At 62.2% G+C, this 20,693-nt stretch carries 19 protein-coding genes, 1 other RNA gene and 1 pseudogene; 11 read left to right on the plus strand and 10 right to left on the minus strand.

The genetic code is table 11. The features are described 5' to 3' along the window. Positions 1–12: 12 nt before the first annotated feature. Positions 13–2,364 (minus strand): TonB-dependent receptor, encoded by a 2,352-nt coding sequence (locus DCY11_RS11160; protein WP_159079968.1) that lies wholly within the window; start codon positions 2,362–2,364, stop codon positions 13–15. Between the two features lie 359 nt (positions 2,365–2,723). Between DCY11_RS11160 and DCY11_RS11165 the strand changes: the two genes are divergently transcribed. From DCY11_RS11165 to DCY11_RS11180, 4 genes are read left to right on the plus strand one after another with little or no spacing between them, the layout of a single operon-like run. After that, on the plus strand, positions 2,724–3,032 hold the full coding sequence (locus DCY11_RS11165) for a hypothetical protein (protein ID WP_159079969.1): 309 nt from the start codon (positions 2,724–2,726) through the stop codon (positions 3,030–3,032). Positions 3,033–3,050: 18 nt separating this feature from the next. Continuing rightward, the gene (locus tag DCY11_RS11170) at positions 3,051–4,058 is read left to right on the plus strand and encodes a linear amide C-N hydrolase (protein ID WP_108682947.1); all 1,008 of its coding nucleotides are present in this window, start codon (positions 3,051–3,053) and stop codon (positions 4,056–4,058) included. A gap of 18 nt (positions 4,059–4,076) precedes the next feature. Next, positions 4,077–4,286 (plus strand): hypothetical protein, encoded by a 210-nt coding sequence (locus tag DCY11_RS11175; protein WP_208430453.1) that lies wholly within the window; start codon positions 4,077–4,079, stop codon positions 4,284–4,286. Then, a complete protein-coding gene (locus DCY11_RS11180; RefSeq protein WP_208430454.1) occupies positions 4,283–6,085 on the plus strand; it encodes an amidohydrolase in 1,803 nt (600 codons plus the stop codon). Before DCY11_RS11175 ends, DCY11_RS11180 begins: the two co-directional genes overlap by 4 nt. Positions 6,086–6,304: 219 nt before the next feature. On the opposite strand, the gene DCY11_RS11185 is transcribed toward DCY11_RS11180, so the two are convergent. Beyond that, positions 6,305–7,387: a metallophosphoesterase gene (locus DCY11_RS11185; RefSeq protein WP_108682948.1), complete on the minus strand. Its 1,083-nt coding sequence runs from the start codon at positions 7,385–7,387 to the stop codon at positions 6,305–6,307. 237 nt (positions 7,388–7,624) lie between these two features. Here DCY11_RS11185 and DCY11_RS11190 point away from each other — a divergent pair, with 237 nt between their 5' ends. Next, complete coding sequence (locus DCY11_RS11190; RefSeq protein WP_245409518.1) at positions 7,625–8,653, plus strand: DUF1214 domain-containing protein; 1,029 nt, start codon at positions 7,625–7,627, stop codon at positions 8,651–8,653. Positions 8,654–9,170: 517 nt separating this feature from the next. Here DCY11_RS11190 and rpmE read toward each other — a convergent pair. Continuing rightward, the gene (gene rpmE / locus DCY11_RS11195) at positions 9,171–9,392 is read right to left on the minus strand and encodes a 50S ribosomal protein L31 (RefSeq protein WP_069443549.1); all 222 of its coding nucleotides are present in this window, start codon (positions 9,390–9,392) and stop codon (positions 9,171–9,173) included. A gap of 218 nt (positions 9,393–9,610) precedes the next feature. Between rpmE and DCY11_RS11200 the strand changes: the two genes are divergently transcribed. Both DCY11_RS11200 and DCY11_RS11205 read left to right on the plus strand, forming a co-directional pair. Further along, positions 9,611–10,549, plus strand: coding sequence for a TQO small subunit DoxD (locus DCY11_RS11200; protein ID WP_108682950.1), 939 nt, complete (start codon positions 9,611–9,613; stop codon positions 10,547–10,549). A gap of 247 nt (positions 10,550–10,796) precedes the next feature. Continuing rightward, on the plus strand, positions 10,797–12,578 hold the full coding sequence (locus DCY11_RS11205; protein ID WP_108683806.1) for an ABC transporter transmembrane domain-containing protein: 1,782 nt from the start codon (positions 10,797–10,799) through the stop codon (positions 12,576–12,578). 3 nt (positions 12,579–12,581) lie between these two features. Here DCY11_RS11205 and DCY11_RS11210 read toward each other — a convergent pair whose 3' ends face one another. The 6 genes and pseudogenes from DCY11_RS11210 to DCY11_RS11230 all read right to left on the minus strand — a co-directional run bounded on the left by DCY11_RS11210 (position 12,582) and on the right by DCY11_RS11230 (position 18,017). Beyond that, complete coding sequence (locus tag DCY11_RS11210) at positions 12,582–13,610, minus strand: peptidoglycan -binding protein (RefSeq protein ID WP_108682951.1); 1,029 nt, start codon at positions 13,608–13,610, stop codon at positions 12,582–12,584. 38 nt (positions 13,611–13,648) lie between these two features. Beyond that, on the minus strand, positions 13,649–14,653 hold the full coding sequence (locus DCY11_RS11215) for a flagellar motor protein MotA (RefSeq protein ID WP_108682952.1): 1,005 nt from the start codon (positions 14,651–14,653) through the stop codon (positions 13,649–13,651). Positions 14,654–14,842: 189 nt separating this feature from the next. Continuing rightward, a complete protein-coding gene (locus tag DCY11_RS11220) occupies positions 14,843–15,664 on the minus strand; it encodes an inositol monophosphatase family protein (protein WP_108682953.1) in 822 nt (273 codons plus the stop codon). 65 nt (positions 15,665–15,729) lie between these two features. Then, positions 15,730–16,296: an elongation factor P gene (gene efp, locus DCY11_RS15960; protein ID WP_245409519.1), complete on the minus strand. Its 567-nt coding sequence runs from the start codon at positions 16,294–16,296 to the stop codon at positions 15,730–15,732. 300 nt (positions 16,297–16,596) lie between these two features. Further along, positions 16,597–17,397 (minus strand): annotated as a pseudogene (locus tag DCY11_RS15965) (tetratricopeptide repeat protein); the annotation flags it as partial. Further along, positions 17,394–18,017, minus strand: a complete 624-nt coding sequence (locus tag DCY11_RS11230; RefSeq protein ID WP_108682955.1) for a thiamine phosphate synthase — start codon at positions 18,015–18,017, stop codon at positions 17,394–17,396. The pseudogene DCY11_RS15965 and the gene DCY11_RS11230, both read right to left, overlap by 4 nt. A 266-nt stretch (positions 18,018–18,283) precedes the next feature. Here DCY11_RS11230 and DCY11_RS15585 point away from each other — a divergent pair, with 266 nt between their 5' ends. The 4 genes from DCY11_RS15585 to DCY11_RS11250 all read left to right on the plus strand — a co-directional run bounded on the left by DCY11_RS15585 (position 18,284) and on the right by DCY11_RS11250 (position 20,195). After that, the gene (locus DCY11_RS15585) at positions 18,284–18,580 is read left to right on the plus strand and encodes a DUF4164 family protein (RefSeq protein ID WP_158007346.1); all 297 of its coding nucleotides are present in this window, start codon (positions 18,284–18,286) and stop codon (positions 18,578–18,580) included. Between the two features lie 36 nt (positions 18,581–18,616). Further along, the gene (locus tag DCY11_RS11240; protein WP_108682957.1) at positions 18,617–18,991 is read left to right on the plus strand and encodes a cell division protein ZapA; all 375 of its coding nucleotides are present in this window, start codon (positions 18,617–18,619) and stop codon (positions 18,989–18,991) included. 71 nt (positions 18,992–19,062) lie between these two features. Then, positions 19,063–19,220, plus strand: a non-coding RNA gene (ssrS, locus tag DCY11_RS11245) — 6S RNA. 144 nt (positions 19,221–19,364) lie between these two features. Beyond that, on the plus strand, positions 19,365–20,195 hold the full coding sequence (locus DCY11_RS11250; RefSeq protein WP_108682958.1) for a TIGR00282 family metallophosphoesterase: 831 nt from the start codon (positions 19,365–19,367) through the stop codon (positions 20,193–20,195). Here the strand turns inward: DCY11_RS11250 and DCY11_RS11255 are convergent. Then, entirely contained in the window at positions 20,192–20,437 is a 246-nt protein-coding gene (locus DCY11_RS11255; RefSeq protein ID WP_159079970.1) for a hypothetical protein, read from the minus strand. The two genes, DCY11_RS11250 and DCY11_RS11255, sit on opposite strands and share 4 nt — an antisense overlap. Positions 20,438–20,693 lie beyond the last annotated feature (256 nt).

Genomic DNA, 20,693 nt, shown 5'->3' on the forward strand with positions numbered 1-20,693 from the left:
CCTCCCAAAGTGTCAGAACCGCATACTTCCAAAGAAGCGGACATTCGCGCCTGGTTCCAGCACGTTCTCACGCCGCTTGAAGGAGGCAGAGTTCAGCACCTTCTCGTCCAGGAGGTTATCGCCTTTCACGCCGATCCGCATCGTCGGTGCAAGAACACCCGGCCCCGCGCTCGCGACCACATAGCTCAGTTCGGCGTTGAGCAGCGTGTAGCCGGGGGTCGTCGGCTCTTCCGGTGCGACTTGGTTCTGTTCGAAGGCGTGCAAGAGGCCGACGCGGGCGAACCAGTTGCTGTCCCGATAGTAGACGCCGCCACCGAGGCGGTGCGGCGGCATACGCGGCACATATTCGCCGTCGTCGAACCGGGCGTGAACGAAGTCGTATTGACCGTCGATGCCCCAGACACCGCGCCAGACCGATCCGACGTCGTACTCGCCAAGCAGCTCGACGCCGTAGAACACGGCATTGCGCTGCTTGAACAGCACCTGGTCGAAGCTGTGGCTGTGGCCTTCCTCCTCATGACCCTCTTCGTGGTGGTCGTCGTGACCTTCCGGTTCGCATGAATCGAGATCGACGCCACAGGTAAGGCCCGTGAGCTCCCGGTAGATGAAGCCGTCGTAGTTCGTGTAGTAGCCGCTGGCGTCGTAACGGAACTTGCCGACCGGACGCTTCAGGCCCAGCTCGATCGTTTGGGCCTTTTCCTCGTTGAGAAAGGGATTGCCGATCTCGAACGTGTTGCTTGCGTGGTGTGCGCCTTTCGAAAAGAGCTCCGCCGCTGCAGGTGCGCGCTCGACGGCTTGACCGTTCAGCCGCAAGACCGTGTTGTTGCCTAGGTCGTACAGCGCGCCAAGTCCGCCGCTCACGGGTACGAACGTGCGATCGCCTCTGTAGACAACGGGTGCTTCGGGATCGGCGATGCTGGAATAGCCGAAGCCGTCGACGCTGGCACTCTCGACCCGCAGCGCGGTTTGGAAGCGCCACCGGTCGGACGCTTCGAGTTCCTCGAACCAGAACCCGGCGATGCTCTCGGTGTCCGCAGGCTCGAGGAGCGAGTCGCCTTCGTAGCTCAAGCCTGCCGTATCGGCGTGGTCCCAGTGGACACCTACGGCACCGCGCACCTCGCCGTAGCGGCTCATGACAGGCGAATGCTGGATTTCCATGCGGGCTTCCTGCTGCTCGTTGGTGAAGACCGAGCCGATCTCGAAATCGCCGGCCTCTTCGTCCTCGTGCTCATGCTCTTCGTGTTCGTCGTGGCCGTGCTCTTCCTCCTCGTGGTCGTGACCGGCCGCGCTATGCCGCTCAAGCTCGTCATGCGCGTAGTCGGAGGCACCGAACCAGAAGCGGACGGCCTCGATGCCGGACGATTCCGGCCGCCACTCGCCTTTCACGAGAACCTTGTCCTGCACGAGATCGATTCGCGGCAAGAAGCCTTCCTCCGCCTCTTCGCCGGGAATGCCGTACAGGCTCTCGAAGCGCGCGTAGGACACGCCGATGAAGCCGTTGTCCCAGACGTGGGAGATACCCGCCGAGCCGCCCTTGCTGTCGACGAAACTGTTCAGCTCTTCGCCGAGCGGTGTCTCGTAGTCTTCGTAGTCGCGAATGAAGCCGTCGGCATGAAGCACGATGCCATGTGAGCCGCCGGTCACGCTGAAGGCGCCGTCGCCGCCCTCGTCGACGGTGTTGCCGCCGCCTTTGATCATGCCCGAGAAGCCGTGCTCGGGGAGATAGGTCGGGATGCGTTGGTTTTCGACGGACACTACGCCGCCGATCGCCTGGGAGCCGTAGCGCAAGGTCGAGGGACCGCGGACGACTTCGATCTTGTCGGCGTCCGAGGGGTCGATGGGGATCGCGTGATCTTCGGAGATCGCCGATACGTCGTGGCTTCCGATGCCGTTTTCCTGGATGCGCACGCGGTAGCTGTCGAGGCCGCGGATGATGGGCCGGTTGGCACCGGGCGCGAAGGTCGTGCCGGAGATGCCGGGCTTGTTCTGCAAGCTGTCGGTGATCGTCGCGCCCGGGTTCGCAAGGATCTCCCGCTCGGTCGCGACCGTTACGGGCACGAAGCTGTCCGCCCCGCTCACGATCGAAATGCCGGCCGGAATATCGATATCGAGGACTTGATCGGTCTGAGCGGGCGCGGGCTGTGCCGGTGCGCGTGAACGGCTCGACGTTTGCGTGCTGGGTCTCGAAGGGCTGGCGGGCCGCGTGCTTCTGCGTGCAGGACTTGGGGCACGCGAAGCGCCTCCCGAGGCGCCGCTCGAGGCTTTTTTCGGCTTCTCTACCGGGCTCGCCGTCGTGATTTCGATCGCGGGGAGTTCATAGACTTCTTGAACCTCCCCGGCTTCTTGCGCGGCGGCCGCGCCCATACCGACTGCCAAGCCACACGGAAATACGCACAGGAGCGCGATGCCCCTGTTTGGCCCCTGAACCATAACTGCCCCCAAGCATTTTTATGTTATATCATAACAAGAGAGCATAACGTTATAACATAAGACCTGTCCTGCCAAGCGTCCCGCGGGCCGTTTTCGGTTCGGACGCTTCCCGCGGCTCGAGGCTGGAATGGGCGAGGGGGGATGGCGCTGACGGTAGCGGAAAGCCCCGTCTACAGAGGAACCGGGCCTTCACGCTCCACACTTGATAGAGTGTCGGCAGGCGGCTCAAACGCGTCCCGCATATCCACATCGCGTCGAAATGCGCGATGGCAGCCTTCCGAAGGAGACTCCAGTTGAATTGGTGGACACATTTGCTTCGAGACGAACGTCTCGCACATTCCTCTCCCGACATGCTGAGCTTCGAAGAGCTTGTGACCTTGCAGGCCACACTGCTGGGCAAAATGATGATGGTGAACAGCGCGCTCCATAGGCGGTATACAGAGCTATTGTCGTCGCCGGGTTCCGTTCCGTCCAACGAGGAGGCTCGCGAGGTTCTCGCCAGGGCGGCCAAGCATATCGACGAGTTGAATCGCATCATGCGCGATGAGTTGGCTTTTATCCTCAGCGAGAAGCACCACGGAGCCGATAATGACGAGGATTGAACGAAAGGTGGTCCAGAAATGTGCTCACGCATTCAATGGAAGGCGGACGGACAGCCCGTGCTCGTCGGACGGAACATGGACTGGACCGCGAGGATGGGAACCAAGCTCTGGGCGATGCCAAAGGGCATCGCACGCGAAGGGCTGGTCGAGGAAAATCCGCTCGAGTGGACGTCGAAGTACGGCAGCGTGATATCAAGCGTCTGGGATTGCGCGACCGCCGATGGCCTGAATGAAGCCGGGCTGAACATCGATCTTCTCTACCTGGCGGAGGCCAAGTACGGCGAGCGCGATCCATCCCGCCCCGGCATTTCGATCGCGCTATGGGTTCAGTGCTTCCTCGATACCTGTGCGACGGTTGCCGAGGCGGTAGACGTGGCCAAGGCGTTTCAGGTCCGGCCTTTCGAGCTCGTTCACCAGGGCGAGAAAGTGGACGCACCGCTGCATCTGTCTCTTTCGGATGGGAGCGGCGATTCCGCCGTCATCGAGATCCTCGATGGCGAACCGCACATTCACCACGGGCCGCAGCACACGGTGATGACGAACTCGCCGCCTTACGACGATCAGCTTGTGCTGTTGAAGCAGTATGAGGGGCTCGGCGGCAAAAAACCGATCCCCGGCACCATGGAGGCCGAGGATCGCTTCGCGCGCGGCGCGTTCTACCTGACGAAGCTGCCGGACAATCCCGGTTCGTATCAGGCGGCAGTCGCCGGCGTGCTGAGTGTGATCCGCAACATGGCCACGCCCTTCGGCGCCAACGATCCCGTCCGACCCAACATCGCGGCGACCATCTGGCGGACGATCAGTGACTGCACGAACAAGCGCTACTATTTCGAGTTCTGCGACATGCCCAATGTGGTGTGGATCGACCTGGCGAAGTTGAATCTCGAAGAAGGCGCTCCGGCCCAAATGTTCGACCTCGCTACCGACATCGAAGCATCGGGCGAAGTATCGGGAAAGTTCAAGCCGGCAGACCCGTTCGCTTTCCAAAAGGCCGCCACGTCCGTCACCTGGAAGCCCGCGGCCTGACCTTGGGAGGAACGTCAGATGTATCGCTTTGTCCTGCTGCTTTTGGCCTTCATTGCCGCGTCAATCCCGACGCTCGCACAAGACGCGGGCACGAAGCCGCAAACGCTGTTCACCAACGTCAACGTCTTCGACGGCAAGAACGAGGAGCTCATCGAGAATGCCAACGTTCTGGTCGATGGCAATCTGATCAAGCAGGTCTCGGTTGAGCCTATAAGGAACGTAGGATGAAACACCTTCTGAAAGCCTTTCGTCTGCCATTCGCCTGCCTGCTGATCGCCTGCGCGACGGTGATGACGGCAAACGCCCAATCCGCGCCGTCGCCCGATCACCCGGAATGGGCAGCCGCACTCAAGGCCGCGGGGACACCGATCACGGTGTACACGGCCAAAAAGATCTACACGATGGATCCGGGCCGGCCCGAGGCCACTGCCATTGCCGTTCTGGACGGCAGGGTTCTGTCCACCGGCACCTTGGAATCGATGAAGCCGTGGCTGTCGCGCTACAACTACACCGTCGACGACACCCTTAAAGACAAGATCGTCATGCCGGGCTTCATCGAGCCCCATACGCATTTCTATATGTCAGCGGGCTTCATGGCGCTCAGCTATATCGGGCCGATCGAACTGCCGAACCCGGCGGGCGGCATGTACGAGCCGGTGCCCACGCATGACGACGTGATCGCGAAGCTCACCGAGATCGACCGGAATCTGAGCGATCCGAACGAGCCGATCATCGCCTACGGCTTCGATCCCGCAAACCAGGGTGGTTCGCTCGATCGCAAGGGGCTCGATGCGATCAGCAAAACGCGGTCGATCACGGTGATCGCCTTCGCACCGCATTTCGTCTACCTCAACAGCCCCGCGATCAAGGTAGCCGGGATCAAGGATGACACCACCATCCATGGCGTCTTCAAGAATCCCGACGGCACGCTGAGCGGTGTTTTCAATGAGACGCTGGCCGTTCAGGCGGCACTGAAGCCGGTCTTTCCGAAGATCATCGCGCTCGGGGGCGTCAAGGGCCTGAAGTTCATGGGCGACATTGCCACCAGTGTCGGCATCACCACCACCTCCGACATGGCGTACGGCGCCATCGATCTCGATACGGAGTGGAAAGACACCACCGAGGCGGAGTCCGATCCGAACTTCGCGGTCCGGATGCGGCTGGTGCCGATGGAAGCCGTGATGCACGCCAAATACGGGGATGGCGCTGTCGATGCCTGGCGGAAGATGGCAGCAAAGGGCAATGACAAGCTGTTCGTCGACGGCATCAAGTTCTGGACCGACGGGTCGCTGCCGCTCATGTCGAGCATGGTTCGGTTCCCGGGCTTTCTCGATGGCTCGAACGGCAGCGTGAACAATATTCCATGGGATCAGCTAACGGCCCGAATGCTCCCCTGGTGGAAGGCAGGAATCCAGATCCACTGCCACGTCAACGGCGACCTGTCGCTCGACGCATGCCTCCATTCGCTGGCCGAATTGCAGGACAGCAAGCCGCGCTTCGACCATCGCTTTAACCTCGAGCATTACACCATGAGCACGCCGATGCAGGTGCGCCGGACGGCGAAGCTGGGCGGGGTTGCCAGCGTCAATATCTATTTCGCCGGCTATCGCAGCCTGCTGCACAGCAACCACGCCTATGGTCCGGATCGCTCCGAAGCCTTTGCTCGGCTGGGATCGCTGGAACGCGAAGGCGTGATCTTCGGGCTGCATTCAGACTATCCGCAGGTGATCGTGCCGATGAATCCGCTGGAAGCCGTCGGCATTGCGGTCGCTCGCATCGCCGAAGACGGCAAGACGGTGGTGGCGCCGGGTGAGCGCATCGGGGTCGATCGGGCGCTGCGCGCGATCACGATCGATGCCGCCTACGTCATCGGTATGGAAGACAAGGTCGGCAGCCTGATACCGGGCAAGTTCGCCGACTTCGCCGTGCTCGAGGGCGACCCCTACGCCGTCGATCCGACGAAGATTAAGGACATCCCGGTCTGGGGCACGGTGCTGTCGGGCAAGCTGCACAAGGCGAACAGGTAAAGCAAATCAGACTTGCCAGGTGGCTCACGTCCATGAGGCGTTGAAGATGGCAGGGCGCGAGAACGCGCATTCTTGATTGCAAGAATAGATTCGCCATCACTATCAAGACCGGGAAGATCTACAAGAACACGCTCTGACGTGATGTCGGCTTGGGGTCAGCAGCAGACATGACGTCTGAGGGGCCGGCGCGTCTGCTTCGTGCCACTAGCGGACATGGACCTATTTCTCTGCCTCGCTTTCGGGCGCTTCGGTCTCGGCCCCTTTGCGGTCGTAGGCACCGAACAACGAGGGATCGAGGCCCTTGCGATCGAAAACGCCTTTTAGGGCGATGTTGGCCATCTGAGGACCATCGTCCGTCATGGTCACCCACATGATGTGATCCACATTGCCCGGACCCTCTTGGTGAAACGAGGCTCCCGCGGGTCCCATCGTGATGTGTTCAACGCCATTGATTTTGTCGTAGTCATAATAATGCAGGTGCCCTGCAAAGAAGGTGTGCTTTCTGTCCTTCAGAAGCTGCTCAATTTTGTTGAAGCTCTCTGACGGATTCTCCCACGCGGGTTCGTGCAGGAACAGAAAGGTCCAGCGCACGTCAGGATATTTTGCGAGCGTGTTCTTTACAAAGGTCGTTTGAGCGTCATTGAACTCCACGGGCTTCCCAAGCGCGGCGACGACAGCTTCATCGGACATGAACTCGGCCAACATGGCCTTCGCCTTCTCGGGGTCTTCCGTCTGCAGCCGGTTGTAGGTTTCGAGTTTTTCCTCCATGCCCTCGGGGGCTTGGCGGGGCGGATTTTCGCTGTCGAGAACTAGGAACAACACGTCCTTATAGACGAAGTAGTAATAGGTCGCGCCGTGGCGGTCACGGTACACCTGTTGTGCTGTCTTATTCGCGATGTCGTGATTGCCAGGTGTTGGGAAAAACGGCATCTCCAGCGTCTTCAGCACACCGTCGGATTCATCCCATTCAGCGTTGAGCTTTGCCGCGTCGTCGCTGTAGCCCTCGATCGTATCGCCAACATTGATGACGAACTCCGGCTGCAGCAAGTTGATCTGATCCATCGCTAATTTGAAGGTGCCCTGAACGTTGGCGCCTCCGGTGCGATCGCCAATAACCACGAACTGGAAATTGGCAGGATCATCCGTGAACTTCTCAGAGGTCCACGGCTTTGCTTCGGAGAGGGCTTCCTTGTCGTAACTGAACTCAGCGGCATGAACTGGGGTGCACAGCCCCCCAAGGCAAAGGCCAAGCAACGCCGCAACACCGAGCAGCCGACAATACGAGAGAAGTTCCTTGGACATGGAGACCTCCGACTTTTGAACTCTCCGTCACATCTGTGGTGGCTTCCTGGAATGTTAGCCGGAGACCACCCTAGCTGCACGCTCCTTAGACGGAATGATTTAGGTCAAGGCATTATCTGTCAACGGACTATCATGTCCTTTTTGGGTCATCAGTAGTCGTCCTTTGATCTGGATCAGGCGCCCTCGCCGACCGGATAGTAGGCTGAGCAAGAAAGACAAAAAGAGGAGGTGCGTCCAATGACACGACCATCCATGCGTCTGAGTTGTATGCTCTGTGCAATACTGCTTTTAGGGACCCAGAACGTTTGCGCCGAAAACGATCCGATCACGGTCAATGTCGACAACTTCGCACGCGCCGAAACAGACATGCAGATAGGACGGATGCTTGAGGCCACAAACGGTGTGAACAAGTGGAGCCACAATCGGCTGCCGACGCCTCTCGACAAACAAAACGTCATTCGGATGAACCGTGACACGCTCTACAGCTTCGCGCTTGTCGATATCTCAGAAGGGGCCACCGTCACGCTTCCTGATGTTGGCGACCGCTACCTATCGCTCATGGTCGTCAACAACGATGGGTATATCAACAAAGTGTTCCATGGAGGCGGCACGCACGAACTCACAATGGAAGAGTTCGATACGCCCCATGTAATCCTGTCGGCGCGCATGCTGGTGAATTCTGCGGATGAGGCGGACATCAAAGCCGCGAATGCGCTACAGGATGAAATGAAGATCGACGCCGTTTCGGCAAAGCCATTCGCTATGCCCAACTATGACATGAAGAGCTACAAAGCTACGTACGATCCGCTTCTCCAGCTGGCCAAGGGCGTTCCAGATACAAAGCGGACGTTTGGAAGTAAGGCAGACGTGGATCCGGTGCGTTTCCTAATTGGATCGGCCTTTGGTTGGGGCGGCTTGCCGGCCGAAGAGGCCTACTATTTGAACGTCAATCCCAATCTTCCTGTCGGAGCGTACCAGATCACCGCGAAGGATGTGCCCGTCGACGCCTTCTGGTCGATCAGCGTCTACAACAAGGACGGCTATTTCGAGAAGAACGATCTCGACGTTTACAGTGTGAACAATATCTCCGGGAAGCCGAACGAAGACGGTTCGCTTACCGTGCATCTCGGCGGGTGTGACGATGGGCGGATAAACTGCATTCCTCTGACAGAGGGTTGGAACTATGCAGTACGCCTGTACGAGGCACGCCCGGAAATCCTCGACGGAACGTGGACGTTTCCTTCGCCGCAGCCCGTTGAAAAGTAGACGGCGACGCCGGGCTGTTTCGCCTTGCGGGGTCTAAGTTTTGCAAAGCTGGCAGTTTTAGGGAGGAAGAACGATGCGCAAACTCACAACGGGACTAATTGCTGTCGTGGTGCTCTTGGGTTCGGGGCTTGCTTCGCAGCGCGCCGAAGCAGTCACGCCTATGCCGAAGCTAGAGCATCAATCGCTTGTCGAAGAGGCTCGTTGGCGCCCGCGCCCGGTGTTTCGTCCAGTGCGCCGCACAGCGCGCGCTATTACACGTCCTGTCCGTAGGGTGACGCGCCCTGTCCGCCGTGTAGTGCGCCCCTGGCGCTGGTAGCGCATTAACAGCATGGCTTTGATGCAGGGCGATGGAATGCGGTAGCAGGATAGCCCCGGCGCGTGGCTTTGAATCGTGCGCTTGAGTCTGGTTTGGATCAAAAGCAGATTCTCTTCGTGCGCTGATCCTGCGGGCTCGGACAACAAAAAAGCCGGCTCCCGAAGAGCCGGCTTTTTCTCGTGAGACGTTAAGTCCCGAATTCTACTTGATGAAGCCTTCGTACTTCTTCTTGAAGCGCGAGAGGCGCCCGCCACGGTCGATCAGGTGCTGACCGCCGCCGGTCCAGGCCGGGTGGGTCTTGGGATCGATGTCCAGCTTCAACGTGTCACCCTCGGCGCCGTAGGTCGAATAGGTGAGGAACTCCGTGCCGTCCGTCATGACCACCTTGATCTGGTGGTAATCGGGGTGAATATCCTTCTTCATGGCTCAAAACCTTGTTTGCTCGGGCCGCCCCGGCTTGCCGGGCGGCTCCGCGTCGCGTCGTTGATCTAGCGGAATTGGCCGCAGCCTATAGCGCGGAACCGCCGGTAGAGCAAGCATCTGCGGCATCTTCGAAGATCGCGCGTTCGTGACTGGTATTTGAAAATCGCGGCCTCTAGGACCGAATTGTAGGGGTACACTTAAGAACCAGAGGGAAAAAGATGAATCAGACGGATGATCGCTTCGCGGACGTGAAGCAGCTCGCCTTGCGGGCCTCCGCGATTTCCATGGGGTTTGTCTTCCTTTCCGCCGCCTGGCGGCGCCTCTACAACGTCCCTGCCAAGCTCGACATCGACAGCGCCAAGGACGTGGCGAACAAGCTCGTGGCGGCGGCGCCCGGCTCGCCCATCGAGAGTTTGGTCCATTTCGTGCTGGCGCGGCCGGGTCTGGCCGAGTTCGCCACTTACGCCATGACGATCGGCGAGGCGCTCGCGGGACTGGGGCTCATTTTCGGGTTCCTCACGCGCCTGTCGGCGATCGGCGCGGCCCTTCTCAATATCGCCCTCATGCTCATCTTCGGCTGGCAGGGCTTTGAATGCCTCGACGAGTGGACCATGGCGGCGCTGGGCTTCGCGATCTCGGTCAGCGTCATGCTCTACGGGCCCGGCCTCTACTCCCTCGACAACGTGGTCGGCATCGATCCGCTGCGGGGCGTCTTCACCAAGCCCGTGGCCATCGCGCTGACGGTGGCGTCCGTGATCTTCACGGTCGGGTTCTACGACTACTATTTCGGGATCGCTCATCTGGAGCGGCGCACCGGCGTCGAGGCCTACCGGATCGTGGCCGAGCCGGCGCCGCAGCCGGACGCGGCCGTCCTCTATGTGAACGCGGGCGCCTCGACCAACGGGGCCTATGTGCGCAGCATCACCTTCAAGCTCGACAGCGGGGAGACGGTCACGCAGAACGCGGAGGAGATCGACGTCCTCAAGAGCTATTTCGAGCCCTGGTCCCGGTCCGGCGTCCTGACCGACGGCGTGCTGCGGCTGCGGCTCGGGTCCAAGACGGAGATCCGACTGCCGAACGGGGCCGCGTCCGCGACGATCGACCTGATCGATAATGCCGATCAGGACGTGGTTTTTGCAGCGCCAGCGGCCGAGTAGGAGCGGTTTCGCGGCCGTTTTGGCGGCCATAGCGATGCACGCGGCTTAACTTTGCGCTTATGTCCCGAGGATTTGGGGTGTATCTGGGGCTTTGCGCGCGGTGACAAGCCGCTTAAAGTCGCCCCGAACTGGCGCCATTTCGGACGCCGGACCAAAGTTCTGCTGGGTATTTCTGTTGCAACCTGTTCCGTTGAAACCTGCGGGGACGCCCGCGCCATCCTCCGCCCCGACGTCCGTGGAAGCCGCCTTGGAGCCCGAACAGACCGGGAAACCCAAGCGCGTGTCCCTGCGGCCCCTGGGGCGCCTCAAACCTTATCTCCTGCGCCACAAATGGATGCTCTTGGCCGCGCTCGTCTCCCTGGTCGTGGCGGCGGGGGCGATGCTGGCGCTGCCGCTCGCGCTGCGCCGGATGATCGACCTCGGCTTTTCGGGCATCGAGCCCGAACTGGTGGACGTCTATTTCGGCACGCTTGTCGGCGTCGGCGCGCTGCTCGCGATCGCAAGCGCGGCCCGGTTCTACTGCGTGAACTGGCTCGGCGAGCGCGTAGTGGCGGATATTCGCACCGATGTCTTCAAGCATCTCACGGGCCTCAGCCCCGCCTTCTATGAAGTGTCCCACTCCGGCGAAGTGATGTCGCGGCTGACCGCGGACACGACCCAGGTGAAGGCTGCCGCCGGGACCGCCGTGTCCCAGGCGATGCGCAACCTGCTGCTGGTCGTCGGATCCGTCGTGATGATGATCGTGACGAGCCCCAAACTGTCGCTGGCGGTTCTCATCGCCATTCCGCTGATCGTTCTGCCACTGGTCGCCTATGGCCGCTCCGTGCGCGCCCGCTCGCGCTACGCCCAGGATACGCTGGCCGAAGCGTCAGCCTATGCCAGCGAAAGCCTGAGCCAGGTGAAAGTGCTGCAGGCCTTCACCAATGAGCGCGCCGCCACGAGCCGCTTCCGCCGCGCCATGGACCGGGCCTTCGAGGCGGCCAACGACCGGGCCAAGGCGCGGGCCGGGCTGACGGCGATCGCCATGTTCCTGGTCTTTTTGTCCGTTGTCGGCGTGCTTTGGTACGGCGCGCAGGACGTGCTGTCCGGTTCGATGACCGGGGGCACGCTCGGCCAGTTCGTGCTCTACGCCGTCTTCGCGGCCGCCGCCGTCGGCGGGCTCAGCGACGTCTGGGGCGAAGTCGCCCAGGCCGCGGGCGCCGCCGAACGGCTCGGTGAGTTGCTCGAGGCCGAATCCGAGATCCAATCGCCACCCCATCCGACGCCGATGCCCGAGCCTGGGCGCGGCGAGATCGCCTTTGACGACGTGTCTTTCGCCTATCCGCTGCGGCCCGACATCGCGGCCTTGGACGGGGTGAGCTTCACGGTAAAGCCAGGCGAGCGTGTCGCTCTCGTTGGCCCCTCCGGCGCGGGCAAGACCACGATCTTCGCGCTGCTCTTGCGCTTCTACGATCCGAAATCGGGCACGGTCCGCGTGGACGACGTGCCGGTGGACATGGCGGACCTGCACGACCTGCGGTCGCGCTTCGCCATGGTGCCGCAGGAGACGGCGCTCTTCGCCGACACGGTCGCCGCCAATATCGCCTACGGCGCGGAGACGGCGACGCCGGCGCAGATCGAAGCGGCCGCGAAAGCCGCGTTCGCGCACGACTTCATCACCGAATTGCCGGAAGGCTACGAGACGCAGCTGGGGGAGGGCGGTGTCACGTTGTCAGGCGGCCAGCGTCAGCGCATTGCCATCGCCCGGGCGGTGCTGCGCGATGCGCCGATCCTCCTGCTGGACGAGGCCACGAGCGCGCTCGACACCACCAACGAAACCCTGGTGCAGAAGGCGCTGGACAAGGTGATGGACGGACGCACGACGCTCGTCATTGCCCACCGGCTTTCCACGGTGGTGAATGCGGACCGCATTCTGGTCTTCGACCGGGGTGAACTCGTGGAAGAGGGCACGCATCAGCAACTGATCGCGAAGAGCGGTCTGTATGCGCGGCTCGCCTCGCTGCAATTCGCGCCCGACGCGGCCGAGTAGGGCCTACCGTTCCGTCAGCTTGAGTTCGATGCGGCGGTTGCGGGCCAAGGCCGTCGGGCTGTTGCCGCTATCGATCGGCTGAAATTCGCCGAAGCCGGCCGCCACGAGATGCTCGGGCGCGATACCGCGCGCCATGAGGTAACGCACCACGGAGATGGCGCGCGCCGCCGACAGCTCCCAGTTCGAAGGGAAGGTGGACGAGGAGATGGGCGTGATGTCCGTATGTCCGTCCACCCGCATGACCCAGGGGATGTTGGCGGGGATGTTGCCCTGGATCTCTTTCAGTGCCGTGGCGAGATTATCGAGCTGGCCATAGGCGCTCGTCTTCAGCGTCGCCGAGCCCGGATCGAACAACACGTCCGAGGGGAACACGAAGCGGTCGCCAACGATCCTGAAGTCCTTGCGCTGTCCCAGCGTCTTGCGCAACTCGCCGAAGAAGTTTGAACGGTATTGCGCCAGTTCGCGCGCCTTTCTGGCGAGCGCCACGTTGAGGCGTTCGCCGAGATTGGCGATCGTCTCCTGGCTCTCCTTGTCCTTGGCCTCGGAGGCTTCGAGCGCCTCGTTCAGCGCGGCGAGCTGGAGGCGCAAGGCGGCCAGTTGCTGATTGAGCAGTTCCACCTTGGCGAGCGCGTCATTGGTGATGTTGCGCTGCTCGTCGAGCTGGGTGCCGAGCGCGGCGATGCGCCCTTCCGCATCGTCCGAGGCGCCGCTGGCATCGCCGAGAAGGCCGGTCAGGCGCTTGTTCTGGGCCTGGGTGTCGAGCAGCGTCGCCTGCAGCGCGGCGAGATTGTCCTCGGCGGAATCCTTTTGGGATCGCTCGAGCGCGAGAAGCTCGGTCAATTCGGCAAGCTGACGGTTGAGACGCGACAGCATGGTGTCCTTGCCGCTCGACGCCTGGGTGATGATGTAGTTCGTCACCATGAAGAGCGACATCAGGAAGATCACCACGAGCAGCAGCGTGGAGAGCATGTCCACGAAGCCCGGCCAGAGATTGGTCTGATACTGGCTGCGGCGGCCGCGGGCGAGAGCCATCTATCGTTTCCTCGCGTGCATGATTTGCCCCGCCCTGCTCATTGGCCGGTCGGCGCCTTGGGCTTGGCCGCGACCTGGCGCAGGACGGTGGCGATCTCCTGCTGCTGCTGGGCCTGCTCGTCGGCCCATTCCCGCACCACCTTCTGCTCGGCGCGCATCTGGCGGATCAGCTTGTCGACCCCTTGCGCGAGGTCGTGCACGGCGGCTTCTGTCTGGCCGCCCTGGCCGACGCGGTCGCCGAGGTCGGAAATCGAGCGCTGCATATCCATGAGAGCGTAGCGCAACTGCGGGGGCACACTGTCGCCCGGATCGGTGGTCTGCAGCTCGGTGACGTTGGCGAGCCAGTCTTCGAGTTCGTTGTAGAAGCGGCTCTGGGCATGGCCGGCCTGCAGGTCGAGGAAGCCGAGAATGAGCGAGCCGGCGAGGCCGAACAGCGAGGACGAGAAGGCGATGCCCATGCCGGAGAGCGGTCCGGCGAGGCCCTCTTTCAACTGATCGAACAGCATCACGCTTTCGCCGCCGCTGGTGTCCAGCGCGCCGATCGTATTGCCCACGGAACTGACGGTGGTCAGAAGGCCCCAGAACGTGCCGAGCAGGCCGAGAAACACGAGGAGCCCGACGAGGTAGCGCGTGGTCTCGCGCTGTTCGTCCAGGCGCGACGCGACCGAATCCAGCAATGTCCGCGCCGATCCGGTTTCGAGGCTCAAATTCCCCGTCGTGTCGCGCAGCATGGTCGCCATGGGCAGGAGCAGCACGGGCGGATTGGTCTTGGTCGTGCTCGCATCCGTGATGCTGAAATTATTGACCCAGTTGATCTCCCGGTAGAGCCGCAGCACCTGGCGGAAGGCATAGACGCAGCCGACGATCAGCACGCCGATGATGAGTCCGTTCAGGCCCGGATTGGCCATGAAGCTGGTCCGGAGCTGGCCGGTCTGACCATCGAGGATGATCGCGAGCAGGACGGCGAGAACCAGAAACAGCGACATACGCCATAGAAAGATCTGCGGGCGCGAGAGCTTAGTCCGATAGGTCTTGCGTGCCATTGGTCTTTGCTGGGGTCCTTGTATGGCGTCCAGCCATGCATCCTATGCTCGAAGAGCTCGCGCGATTCGCGCAAGTTTCACTCAAAACCGAGAGTACCCGATTAGTTTGACAGGCAAAACGGCAAGCTAAAGGCGGAGTTCCGCCCGGCAGACCTGGCAATTCTACATGCCGGGAGGCTCGGGGCCCCGCTAGCCGGCTTTCGCGGGCGAGGCGGCCTTGGCATTTGCGGCCTTCAGCAGCTTCAGGAGCTTCAAGTGGATCGTCTCATTGCCCGCGACGACGCCGCCGGTTTCGAAGATCTTGTCCTTGCCGTTCGTGTCGGTCACGTAGCCGCCCGCCTCTTTCACCATGACGATGCCGGCCGCCATGTCCCAGGCGTGCAGGTTGTTCTCCCAGAAGCCGTCGAACCTTCCTGCGGCGGTCCAGGCGAGGTCGAGGGCTGCCGAGCCCGTGCGGCGGACGCCGGCGCTTGTTCCCATGACCGTCTCGACTTCGCCAAGGAAGCGCTCGTGCCCGGGGCGTCCGCTATGCGGAATGCCCGTGCCGATCACCGAGGTTGCGAGTTCGGAACGTGCGGCCACGCGAATGCGCTTGTCGTTGAGAAAGGCGCCTTGGCCCTTTTCGGCGGTGAAGGTCTCGTTCATGACCGGGTTGTAGATCAGCCCGGCCACGAGTTCGCCGTCGCGTTCGAGGGCGATGGAAATAGCGAAGATCGGGATGGAATGCAGAAAGTTGGTGGTGCCGTCGAGCGGATCGACGATCCAGCGATGGGTGCCGTCGGGCCCTTTGATCTCGCCGCGCTCTTCCATCAGGAAACCGTAGCCCGGCCGGGCGCGGGAGAGTTCGGCGAAGATGATCTCCTCGGCGCGCAGATCCGCGGCGGTCACGAAATTCGCCGGTCCCTTAACGGACACCTGCAAATGCTCCACCTCTCCGAAGTCACGGGCGAGGCTGCGGCCTGCCTTGCGGGCAGCGCCGGTCATGACGTTCATCAACGCGGATGCGGGCATGGGGCTCCTTAAGCCTCTTATTGAGCGTGCGGTGTTGGCCCGATTGCCGGGCGGGGCCTGTATGCTTAGGCGTCGGCGCGGCGGACGTAGGCGACTTCGTTCGTATCGACCACGATCTTCTCGCCCGCCTCGATGAATGGCGGCACCATCACGCGGACGCCGTTCTCGAGCATGGCCGGCTTGTAGGACGAGGCCGCGGTCTGCCCCTTCACCACCGGATCCGCCTCGACGATTTCAAGCGTGACCTGATCGGGAAGCGCGACGCCGATGGGGCGCCCTTCATGGCTTTCCACCATCACCGTCATGCCGTCCTGCAAAAAGGCGGCGCGGTCCTCGAGAAGGTCCCGGGGGATCTGAATCTGATCGTAGGACTCAAGGTCCATGAAGGTCAGCATGTCGCCCTCGGCAAAGAGGAACTGGTGGTCCTTCTGCTCAAGGCGGACCCGCTCGACCGTTTCGGAGGCGCGGAAGCGTTCGTTGAGCTTGGAGCCGTCGATCAGGTTCTTCAACTCGACCTGCGCGTAGGCGGGACCCTTGCCGGGTTTGACAGCCTGGGTCTTCACAGCGACCCAAAGGCCGTTCTTGTGCGTGATGACGTTGCCGGGCCTGATCTCGTTACCGTTGATCTTCATGGTGTGCCTATTGGGCCCCTTTCGGGTGTGTCGTGGTCTGCGATTTGGGCTGCGTCGTGCCGGCCGCGCCCTCGGGGCTGCGTTCTGCGGACTTGCCGTTGGTGAACTTGGATTGGGTTTAAGACTTTGCTCCTGGCCGCTGTCAAGGGCGGTGGCAGGCTGCGGTTCGCCGAGCGGTTTCACTTCGCTCACCGTTGCGCCCTCATAGGCGTCGACGAAACGGGCGGCCTGGGCCCGCTGCTCCGGGGTCAGCTTGGTCAGCATGATGTCGAGGGTGAAGTCACTGACGCCGGCGTCGCGTGCGATCAGATGCCACTTGGCCGCCTCCACCAAGTCAAGCGGGAAGACGAGGCCGTTGGCGTAAAGGCGCGCCAGGCGGTTCTGGGCGACGGGGTTGCCCTGTTTGGCCGCGAGAGAGAAGAGGGCGGCTCCCTTTTCCTCGTCCTTCTCCACGCCACGCCCTTTGAACAGCATCGTGGCGTATTCCACCTGGGCCGGGGACAGGCCGGCATCGGCGGCCTTGCCGGTCCATTCGGCGGCCTTCTTCTCGTCGAGCGGAACTCCGCGACCGAACTGGTAGAAGGCGCCGAGATCGTACTGGGCTTGAGCGTTGCCGCTCTCGGCCGCCTTCTCCATCCACTCCGCGGCCTTGGCCTCGCTGGCCTCGCGGCCCTCGCCTTGCAGGTACATCAGCGCGAGATTGTACTGGGCGGCGGGGTTGCCGCTGTTGGCCGCTTGTTCGAACAGGTTGGCCGCGATACGGGCGTTTTTCGGTGTGCCGAGCCCCTTGGCCGTCAGGAGGCCGAGGGAAAGCTGTGCGTTGGTGTCGCCAAGATCGGCGCCCTGGGCATAGGCGTTTGCGGCCTCAGTGTAGTCTTGCGTGACGCCGAGGCCGCCGGCGTACATCTCGCCCATCAGCGTGTAGGCTTCCTTGGACCCTGCCTCGGCCTCCTTTTTCGCAAGCTCGAGGGCCTTCTGATACTTGCCGGCGGCGAAGGCCACATAGGCCGCGCTCTCTTCGGCGTGGGCCGTGACCGCCAGGCCGGTATGGGCCAGGGCAGCGAGCATCAGCGCGACAAGTCCGGTGCGGAATTTCCTCATGCCTCTCTCCGAATACTGCCGATGGCTGTGTCGATCTCGCGCAAGACCGCGAGGGGATCGTCGCCGTCCCAGATCGAGGACGGAGGCGCGATAAAGTCCACGCCGCGCTCGGTCAGAGCCACGGCCTCACGCACATCCGCAATGTCCCAGGCGACGCACGGCACCACGAATATTTCCGACCACCATGCGACCGTGTCCGACAGCGTCTCGAAGTCGTCCGCGTCCGGGGCGGCGAAGGCCACATAGTCCGCACCCGATTCGGCCAGGGCCATGGCGTCGTGCCGGCCAAGGCCGCAGGCGACGCCGATATTGGCGCTTTCACCCAGGGTCTTGCGGGCTTCGGCATAAATTTCTTCGTCTGCGGCAATGTGGACGCCGTCTGCTCCAAGGTCCTCTGCCGCGGTGATGCTGTCCTCGATCAGGCAGGCGGCGCCCGCGCCTTGGATCTTGTCGATCAGCCCGTCGAGGATGGCCGGATCAAGCGCTGCGCCGTCGCCGCAGATGAGAACGCAAGCGGGGGAAAGCTCCGATAAAGCCTGGGAAAGTTGCTCGCTCTGCCTGGCTGTGAACGGAGCTGCAACCTGAAGGTAGAGGCGGCATCGGGGCTTCAATTTGGACATGGTCGGCGTCTGCGCAGGGGTGTCGATTGTTGCGGGGAGAAGGGTCGCGAGGGCTTGTCTCAAATCATAGGCCTCGCCGGACTGTCAAACTTTGCACAGGGTTGCGTGAGAAGAGGCTTGTCGGCGCGCCGTTTACGATTGAACATGGCGTCACCACTTATTTCGCCAGCCGACTGTTCCATATGCAGAACATGGCTTTTAAGACAGCTGGCTTTCGCGAGAATCGACGGCGCATGGCTGGGAGGGCGAACGTGATGGCGCAAACCATGATGAAATTGGACCCAAGCGACCCTCTCGCGCGTTTTGATGCTGCGCTGGACGCGCTTGAAGGAAATCTGGCTCGCGTTCTTGCGGACGACCAGGGCCAGGTCCAGTCGGCGGAGATCCTGGAACTGCGCGAACAGGTCAAGTTTCTGACCGACGAGCGCGACCAGCTTCTGGCCGATCTGGAGGTCGAGCGCACCCGCGTGCGGCGCCTCAAGGCGGCGAACCAGGAAGTGTCCGACCGGCTCGACGCCGTCGTGGGCGCTTTGAAGGACATGGCCCCTGCGATGCAGGGGTAGGTCCGCGACGGGCTGGCAAGAGGCTAGGAGCAGCATATGGGGCAAGTCGTTGTGACGTTGAACAGCCGGACCTACCGGCTGGAATGCAACGAGGGCGAAGAAGGCCACCTTGCGGAACTTGCCGAGTATATCGGTACACATGTGGAGGAGATGCGGCGGAATTTCGGCCAAGTGGGCGACGACCGTCTCATTCTCATGGCTGCCCTCGTCGTCACGGACGAGTTGTGGGCGCTGCGGGCCGATGTGGAGAACTTACGCGCGCAGCTCGCCGAGGCGCGGCGCGACAAATCGGAATCGGATGAGAACGCCCGGTCGATCGAATCCCAGCTCTTCGCGAAGATCGGCGAAGCGGCCGTGCGGCTCGAGGGCCTCAATTCACGGCTCACGGAAAATCCCGGCGGCGGACACTAAGTTTGGTCGATCGTCAGGTCGCGTCTATCCGACACCTGTTCCCAGGCCGTTGCACTCCCTATTATAATGGGTCCGGGCTGCGGGGTGCGTTAGGAGCATTTATTCCAGGGCCCTATAAGATTCCATGGGAGTTGACCCTGACGGAGATCGTGGTCTCTGTCACTCGGCGCCCACCTACTTAAGTAGGGACACCCGGGATCTTCGCTCCGACGGCCACCGCGGCCCCCATTTCGCCATCGCCCCGCCCGCGGGACTTTCCGCTGGCGCGACCCTCCCTCGACCGGGAGGGTCTTGCTTCCACGGGGTGGCGGGCCGCGCGACAATTCTGTATTGACCCCCGCAGGATGAAATCAGCTCGGATGCGCCCGTCTTCATGCGTTTTCTCTTTCTAGGCGATGTCGTCGGCCGTGCCGGGCGCGTAGCGGTCCTCGAGACCCTGCCGAAATTGCGCGAGCGCTACGGTGCGGACTTCGTCGTCGTCAACGGCGAGAACTCGGCCGGTGGGTTCGGTATTTCGGAGACGATCCTCAATGAGTTGCTGGATGCCGGGGCCGACGTGGTCACCACCGGCAACCATGTCTGGGACCAGCGCGAGGCGCTCGTCTTCATCGAGCGGTACGATCGCCTGCTGCGCCCACTCAACTTCCCGGCCGGCACGCCCGGAAAGGGCGCGGGCCTCTTCAAGGCCGCCAACGGCGCCGATGTCCTGGTGGTCAACGCCATGGGCCGGGTGTTCATGGGCGACCTGGACGACCCGTTCCGCGCTATCGACGACCAGCTCGCGGCCTGCCCGCTCAAGACGGGCGCCGATGTGATCTTCATCGATTTCCACGCGGAGGCGACCTCCGAGAAGGAAGCGCTCGGCCATTTCGTGGACGGCCGGGCCACGGCCGTCGTGGGAACGCATACTCACGTGCCGACGGCGGATCATCAGATTCTGTCGGGCGGGACCGCCTATATGAGTGATGCCGGTATGTGTGGGGATTTCGACTCGGTGCTCGGTATGGACAAGGACGAGCCGATCAGCCGCTTCGTGAGCAAGATACCGTCGCGCCGTTTTGCGCCGTCCAAGGGCGACGCCACGGTCTGCGGCGTCGCGATCGACGTGGATGACACGACAGGGCTTGCCCGGGCCATCGCGCCGGTTCGCCTAGGCGGCCGGCTGTCGCAGGCCGAGCCGGCATTCTGGGGCGAAGAGGCTTAAGCCGAGCGCCGGTCCGAATCCCGATTCTTGGCGGGCTGGAAAGCCACGACGGTGTTGCCGTCCTTGGCTTTTGGCGCCTTGCCGCGGCGCGAGAGGCCCTGCAGACAGGAAATGGCTTCGTCGAGATGTTCGAGGGCGCGGCCCGTGTCGAGCGACTCGCCGTCCAGGGCAATCCGGGCCTTGGCCATGTGCTCGGCGGCGTGCCCGCAGACATTGGCGACACCGGGCTCCTTGGCAGGCAAATTTGCCTGTTCTCCCTGCGATCTGCCAATTTCGGATAGCTTGATTGCCATATCATCCCCCCAATCCACCACGGGCTTTCGAGCGCCCAAGCCGTTATTTTTCAGGGTATTAGGGTTAAGGTTTTCCTAAGCGGCCGATAGGTGAGGGCCCCGCCCGGGCCGTGACTTGGTAAGACCGGGACTAAAATGTCACAAGAGATTCAAAATCGGCGGGAACGGGCTGTTTCGCGATTTATCGTCGCGGCCCCACGACGTA

This window comes from Methyloceanibacter sp. wino2 (genome assembly GCF_003071365.1).
GTDB lineage: Bacteria > Pseudomonadota > Alphaproteobacteria > Rhizobiales > Methyloligellaceae > Methyloceanibacter.

Bases quoted from the DNA above. Each gene is read 5' to 3' on its own strand.
- DCY11_RS11230 (WP_108682955.1), bottom strand. From the start codon at position 18,017: ATGTCCAAATTGAAGCCCCGATGCCGCCTCTACCTTCAGGTTGCAGCT.
- DCY11_RS11200 (WP_108682950.1), top strand. From the start codon at position 9,611: ATGAATCAGACGGATGATCGCTTCGCGGACGTGAAGCAGCTCGCCTTG.
- DCY11_RS11220 (WP_108682953.1), bottom strand. From the start codon at position 15,664: ATGCCCGCATCCGCGTTGATGAACGTCATGACCGGCGCTGCCCGCAAG.
- DCY11_RS11240 (WP_108682957.1), top strand. From the start codon at position 18,617: ATGGGGCAAGTCGTTGTGACGTTGAACAGCCGGACCTACCGGCTGGAA.
- DCY11_RS11160 (WP_159079968.1), bottom strand. From the start codon at position 2,364: ATGGGCGCGGCCGCCGCGCAAGAAGCCGGGGAGGTTCAAGAAGTCTAT.
- DCY11_RS11210 (WP_108682951.1), bottom strand. From the start codon at position 13,610: ATGGCTCTCGCCCGCGGCCGCCGCAGCCAGTATCAGACCAATCTCTGG.
- DCY11_RS11185 (WP_108682948.1), bottom strand. From the start codon at position 7,387: ATGTCCAAGGAACTTCTCTCGTATTGTCGGCTGCTCGGTGTTGCGGCG.
- DCY11_RS11175 (WP_208430453.1), top strand. From the start codon at position 4,077: ATGTATCGCTTTGTCCTGCTGCTTTTGGCCTTCATTGCCGCGTCAATC.
- DCY11_RS11215 (WP_108682952.1), bottom strand. From the start codon at position 14,653: ATGGCACGCAAGACCTATCGGACTAAGCTCTCGCGCCCGCAGATCTTT.
- DCY11_RS15585 (WP_158007346.1), top strand. From the start codon at position 18,284: ATGATGAAATTGGACCCAAGCGACCCTCTCGCGCGTTTTGATGCTGCG.
- DCY11_RS11250 (WP_108682958.1), top strand. From the start codon at position 19,365: ATGCGTTTTCTCTTTCTAGGCGATGTCGTCGGCCGTGCCGGGCGCGTA.
- DCY11_RS11190 (WP_245409518.1), top strand. From the start codon at position 7,625: ATGACACGACCATCCATGCGTCTGAGTTGTATGCTCTGTGCAATACTG.
- efp (WP_245409519.1), bottom strand. From the start codon at position 16,296: ATGAAGATCAACGGTAACGAGATCAGGCCCGGCAACGTCATCACGCAC.
- rpmE (WP_069443549.1), bottom strand. From the start codon at position 9,392: ATGAAGAAGGATATTCACCCCGATTACCACCAGATCAAGGTGGTCATG.
- DCY11_RS11180 (WP_208430454.1), top strand. From the start codon at position 4,283: ATGAAACACCTTCTGAAAGCCTTTCGTCTGCCATTCGCCTGCCTGCTG.
- DCY11_RS11170 (WP_108682947.1), top strand. From the start codon at position 3,051: ATGTGCTCACGCATTCAATGGAAGGCGGACGGACAGCCCGTGCTCGTC.